The organism is Bartonella phoceensis, from assembly GCF_902825145.1.
In the GTDB taxonomy this organism is placed as follows: domain Bacteria; phylum Pseudomonadota; class Alphaproteobacteria; order Rhizobiales; family Rhizobiaceae; genus Bartonella; species Bartonella phoceensis.
In genome coordinates this window covers 1-6,689 of the sequence record NZ_CADEAD010000012.1, presented here as the reverse complement: position 1 = coordinate 6,689, position 6,689 = coordinate 1, and the positions used below count along the sequence as shown (strand labels likewise).

Annotated in this window: 2 protein-coding genes; both read left to right on the top strand. The window is 39.9% G+C overall.

The features are described from left to right. On the top strand, positions 1 to 3,643 hold a 3,643-nt coding region (locus J7R07_RS07580), incomplete at its 5' end, for an autotransporter family protein (RefSeq protein ID WP_208436266.1). 591 nt (positions 3,644 to 4,234) lie between these two features. Further along, on the top strand, positions 4,235 to 6,689 hold a 2,455-nt coding region (locus J7R07_RS07575; protein ID WP_208436265.1), incomplete at its 3' end, for an autotransporter outer membrane beta-barrel domain-containing protein.

Genomic DNA, 6,689 nt, shown 5'->3' with positions numbered 1-6,689 from the left:
TTACAGTGCTGAAGGGAAGTCTGCGATTACCTTCAATGTGGCTGTTGTTTTCAAAGTATTGAATGATGCAGCTGTAAATTTAAATGGACTTGTAGAGGCGGTAGATGTTCAAGCGCCAGAATATGTGGTATCTTATAGTCTAGTGGGTGATAAGGTTTTAATTCATGGTGATGTTTCTGGAAAAACTAAAGTGAATGTAGAGCGTTCTACCAAATACTTAGGTACACGTAGCTTAGATCGTATAGATAGTAACGCCTTACGCTTTGTAAATCGACCTCTAAGTATTTCACTTATTCAAGTTTTTGGACAAGCAGAAGCAGATTCTTTTTCGTTGAACGGTGAGTATATCACACTGGGAGGTTTACCTTATAAGTTTGTTTTGCGTGCTTATGGTCCAAGAATTCCTGCAAAAATGAATTATTTCGATAAAGAATTGGTTGCGAACAGTAAAAGTGTTTGGGATTTCCGTTTAGAAGATTCGCGTATACCGCATGAACCTACCATATACTTTGTTACTGATACTGTTGCTCCTACCTCTACTTCGACCTTGCCCTTGACTTCTACCTCTAGTGCTGCTTCTGCTACCTCTAGTGCTGCTTCTGCTGCCTCTAGTGCTGCTTCTGCTACCTCTAGTGCTGCTTCTGCCCCAATTGTATCGAGTCCTTCTGGGCCTGGAGGACGTGTGCTCCTTAATTCATCTGGAGGGGTTGAAACAGTTTCTATTCCATCTTTTACACCTGGCGGTGATCTTCCTTCTGTACCTGTTTTTCTTGCTCTTAATGCTGCGCCTAATGGATTTACACCTGTCGTTTCATATGCTAGTTACGGACGTTCCGATAGGGGAGAAGATTCTATAGAATGTTCTGAGGTGGGGCAGAATGGGGAGGGAGAATCTCAAACTCCTTATTCTTGCAGCGATGGTCAATCGCATACAATAGAAAATCTTACATTGCAGGCGACAGGTAAAAATCAGCATTCTATACATGCAAGGAATAATAATACAGTTCTTAAACTAGAGAAAGTGGTTATTAGTAGTTCACGTTTTTCTGATGAAGATGATGTTGATCTCGCTCAAACACCGCCTGTAAGTGCTGTGCTTGCAGAAGAAGGTGCGGAGGTTGTATTAGCAAAATCAACAGTAACATCTTCTCTGATTGGGCTTGAGGCGCAAAGAGGTGGAAAGGTTAAGATGGATGGTGGCACAGTTAGTGCTGATTATGTTGGTGTGTTGGCAGGTGACGAGTCGTCTGTTAATTTAAGCGGTACTGAGATAAATGTAGGGGATGGATCTGCTGCTGGTTTGGTTAGTACTGGTGGTGAGATAACCATGAGTTCTGGTACAATTACTCTTATGGGGGAAGTGGCAGTGAGGTCGGAAGCGGGAGGACGTGTTAAATTAGAAAAAGTTAACATTACTGCAAAAAACGGAGAAAGGGAATCAAATTCTGCAGGGGGGTCTGGACGTTCTGCTTTTCTGTTAAGCAGTAAAGGTTCTGTTGAGTTAAAAGATGGGAATGTTCGTATTGACGGCAACGGTTTTTGGATTAGGGATACTGGGGGTGGTGGTGTTAAACCGAATTCTTCTAGGAGAAGGAGATCTGCTGAAATTCGTCCTTCTGTCAATTGGGCTAATGTCGAATCTTCAACTGTGGTGATAGAGGGTGAAGGGCGATACGGTATATATTTTGATGGATCAGGAAGAGTTAGAGTGCCATCTAATGATTCAGAACCTTTAGACAAATTGGATTTATTCTCGTTAAAAAAGACCGTTTTACAAGTTCCTAAAAGTGTGGCTATTTATAGCAATAATTCTGATGGTCGTATTTCATTAGAAAAGGAAACAGAGATTACTGGTGATTTGTTATTGAGATCTGAAAATAAGTCTAGAGTGTTGGTTTCAACTAGTGGTTCCAAAATTACAGGTGGTGTGCGTGTTGATAATAGTTCTTACGGTAAAATTGAATTATCCGGTAATTCAGAGTGGATTCTAACAACAAGTAGTTATAAACCCCAGAATATGTCGAGCTCAGATTCCTATATTTCATCTGTAAGTCTTGTAAATAGTGCTATTAGATTTGCAGTTCCAGCATCTGAGGAACATCAATATCAAACGCTTCGTATTGGAAAAGGATCGGGTACAGTTTATGAGGCGCAGGGTGAAGCACATGTTTATCTTAATACATATCTCAATAAAGGAGGGAAGCTTCAAGAGCAGAAAACGGATCGTCTTTTAATCCATGGTGATGTTTCTGGAAAAACAATATTGCATATACATAGTGTTGCAGGAAGTCCGGGGGGAGCTACAGGGCTTGAAGGAAATAACAAAGGTATCTCAGTTGTTCAGGTTCATGGAAGTGCACAGGAAGATTCTTTTCAGTTAGCCGGTGGTTATGTTACGCTGGAAAATTCACCTTATCAATATAGACTCCATGCTTATGGTGTAAGCTCTAAATTAGGGACGGCAAGTCCAGCTCAAAAATTAGTCGAAAGTGGGGGAGAGTTTTGGGATTTTCGCCTTGAGAATGGTAGTGTTGATTTTTATACTCCATCTAAACCGGCTCCTGGTTCTGGGGTGGTCCCGGGTCCTCATCTTAGACCTGATGACGGTTCTGAATTTGTTCCGGATCCTCATCTTAGACCTGTTGAGCCAGGGGTTAGACCTATTAAGCCAGGAGTTAGGGCTGTTGTTCCACAGCTTCCAACTTATCTGCTCTTGTCGAATAGCGTATTCCATGCCGGTTTAGTGGATATCAGTAATCAAAACAAGCAGTTAGAAATGTTACGAACCACATCTAGTGGCATGGTAGAGGTTCGTGAAAGACCCGCTTTGTATTTGCATAGCTATGGTGGGCATTACCGTTATCATTCAGATTTGTCTGCACTCGAATATGGTTATGGAGGCAACCTTAACTATAATGCTGTAGAAACAGGTGTTTTGTTACAAACGATTGAAAATACTACCAGTATTCTCTCATTGGGGGTTCTTGGCTCTTATGGCAAACTTTCTCTACAACCTTTGAATGTTGAACATAGTCAAGAGAGTGCTTTTGATAAATGGACAGCTACGGTTTATGGTAGCATGCAGCATGATAATGGTTTCTATGTAGATGGTCTTTTCTCTTATGGTCTTTTAAAAGGTGATGTTCGCACGTCTGTGCGAGGAAGGACAGCAACATTGAAAGGCAAACCTTTCAGTGTGTCTTTAACTGGAGGTCAGGCTTTTGCAATAGGATATGAAAGTTTTGTATTGGATCCACAGGTTCAAGTTATTTATCAGCGCCTCCAGTTTAGTAATGCCAGAGATGTTGATAACTTTGACATTGAGCTGGGAGGCCTTAATCAGTGGGTAGCGCGTGTTGGTGGACGTTTGATCAAAGTTCCTAAGAATTATGAAGGCGTGAATAGTATTGCTCTTTATGGGAAGGTTTATTTGTCTCATGGTTTTGGAGAAAGACAGGCTGTACGTTTCAAAGATAGCTTCCAGTTAGGTAATTTTGGTTCTACCTTAGAAGCAGGGTTAGGCTTTAATGCTCGATTATCGGGAAGCCTAGTCCTTCATGCTGATATGGTTTATCAGCGTAAGCTAACGAAGGCTGGTTTTTCTGGAGCTAGTTTCTCTGGAGGAGTGCACTATCGTTTCTAAAATAAGTCACAATACATATTTTTATATAAAAAGGCAGCATAGTATGCTGCCTTTTCACTTTGTAACAATCCGTATTGTTATCAAAAGATTTTCGCCTTTTTAATATGCACAAAAAAAAGAATAGTATTTTTGGGTTTTGTATATAAAAGCATCTTTTTGTACACAATATTTCGATTTATAAGTATCCAAATTGTCTGCTACATTATTTAATGATTCTCCAAAGCTCGTTTTTTGGAATTCATTTTTACTGATTTGAAAACTCTTTTCACGCATATCTTCAAGAAATCTTTAAATATCATAAGCTTAAATTGTGTATTTAATTAATAGAGTAGTTAATTTTATTTTTGCTTTACATAAAATACATAATGCATTATATCTCCGGCAACTGTAATGAGTGTTTATTCTTTATGTAGGCGGTTGTTATATTTCTAATGAATTTTCTACCAAACTTATTTGAATGACTCGTTGCACTAATCAAATGAGCAGTGAATGCGTTCTTTTTGTTGTGCCTTTTTTGTTAGGGTGCACGAGGGGGCGTTTTGTGGTTGCTTCCGTTTTCAATGAGAGGGGAAAGAAATTCTCGAGGAAACTATGATTAAAGTTTTTAGAAATCATGTATATTTATGTACTTTCACAACGGCTATCTTTTCTTTTTTACAGAGTAGCATAGGGATTTGTGCGAATGCTGGAGGTGAAAGAAGTTATAATAGTATCAACGTTTCTTATGAGAGTATGCGTGATGGGGGTAGTGAAAGTCGCACCGGAAATGGTTTTGTAGTTTATGAGAATAGTAGTGAAGGTAGTGGTGAAGGTTATGTTAAGTACGATAAATACACGGACAGACTAGACACTCCATATGGGTCATATTATGTATGTGATAAGTGCAAAGATAGTGACGTCCACAAGCAATTTTATTTGATTACTGATGATAATGTTCATCAAATCTCTGATAATTCTACTGCTATAACGATAAAGGGGAAAGACGTAAGAATTAAAGCAGATGGTATAGTTATTAGCAGTGAGGTTTCAAATAAAGCTTTTGAACGGGGTGTATCTGTATCAGACGGTGGGAACGTTAACTATGATAATGTTCATATGAATGATACGAGAATAGGTTTTGACGTGGCTAGTGGAGGGGGTGCTGTGGTGCTCTATGGCGTTATTGATAGAAGTCAAACGGCTGTTCAGGCAATAGGTGTGGGAACAGAAGTGTTTTTGCGATATGTAACTATTAAAACGTACGCTGGAGGGATAGCAAGCCTTTACAGTAAAGATAGTGCGCGAATTGAAATGTATGGCGGAAAGGTTGATTTCGAAGGTAGTCATGGTGTTAGTGCGTCATTAGGTGGGGAAGTTAATTTCGAGGATGTTGCTATTACTGGGAGGGGCAGCAGAGAAAAAAATCATGCAGTTTTTCTTATGGATACGGGTGGTTTTGTTAAGTTTAAAGGTATTGTTAATGTTACTGATGGCCATGGCATCTTATTGCAAAATACAATCGATAATTCTCCATCTGAAAGTTCAATGAGCAAAATTGGTGTGACAGAGATTGATATTGATTCTTCTGTTGTTACAGTGAAGGGTGATGGATCTTACGGTATATATTTTAAGGGAGAAGGACTGCAGGGAGAATACGAACTTAACGAAGGGGCTTCATCAGAGAGAGAAGAAAATCCATCCAGAAGGAGGGGGGGGCGTTCGAGTGAAACAGTGCTTACGGGTGAAGATAGCAAACTGCTCGTGCAGGTTGTTAATTTAGGCAAAACGAAATTTTCAGTTGAAGGTAATACCGCTATTTATGGAACCGACATTGCTAAGGGGGTTGTTAGTTTAACGGATAGTACTCTTTCAGGAAGTGCATTGTTAAAAGTTGAAAAGGGGGCTTCTATAACGGTTTTTGCTGTTTCTTCTACTCTTGAAGGGGCTAGCCGTGTTGATAAGGACTCTACTGCTGAACTGTATTTGGGTAATAATGCGAAGTGGATTTTACGACAAAGTGGGGTTGAACTTGGTTCTCAAGGTACTTCATCTGTTTCATCTGTAAACCTTATAGATGATAGTTCCATCGTGTTTGAAAAAATGAACTCCTCTAGGGGTAGCGCTTACCAAACACTTCGCATTGGAACAGGAAAAGGGGAAGTTTATAAAGCACAGAATGGTGCGCATATTCATCTTAATACATATTTGAATGAGGGAGGAAGCATTGAAAATCAAAAAACCGATCGGCTTTTGATCGATGGCGATGTGTCTGGAACAACAAAAGTGCATGTGCATAGTGTTTCGGAAAGTTCAGGCGGATATACGGGGAATGGCGGCAATGAGCAGGGAATTTCCATTGTTCAGGTTTCTGGAAAGGCAAAAAAAGATTCTTTCCAATTGGATGGTGGTTATGTTGCGTTGGGGAATACACCTTATCAATATATACTCCGTGCTTATGGTTCAGGATCTGATTTAGGAGAAGCAAGTTCTGCTCAAAGATTGGTTGCAGGTCATGGAAGTTTTTGGGATTTCCGTCTCGAGAGTAAATATATTGATTCTGGAATTAAACCTACTCCTTCTCCAGATTTTTCTGCCCCTGGTCCAAAGCCTCGTCCTAAACCGGATGTTAGGGCTATTGTTCCGCAAGTTTCGACTTATCTGCTTTTGCCAAATGCTTTGTTGCAAACAGGTTTGATGAAGATTAGCAATCAAAGCAAGTGGATAGAGGCATTACGGATTTCTCCTAGTGGAATATTAGAAATGCGTGAACACTCTGCCTTTTTTATACGTGGTTATGGTGGAAATCAGCGTTATACTTCAAATCTTTCTGCGCTTGAGTATGGTTATGGAGGCGAGCTTGATTATAACGCAATCGATATAGGTGTTTTGCTGCAAACAATCGAAAATGTATATGGTACGACTTCCTTTGGAGTTATAGGGTCTTACGAGAGATTTACTTTACAACCTTTGGATGTTAAACAAAGCCAGAAAAGTGCGTTTGATAAATGGACTGCTACAGCATATGGCAGTATGCAGCATCATACGGGTTTCTATGTAGATAGTCTTT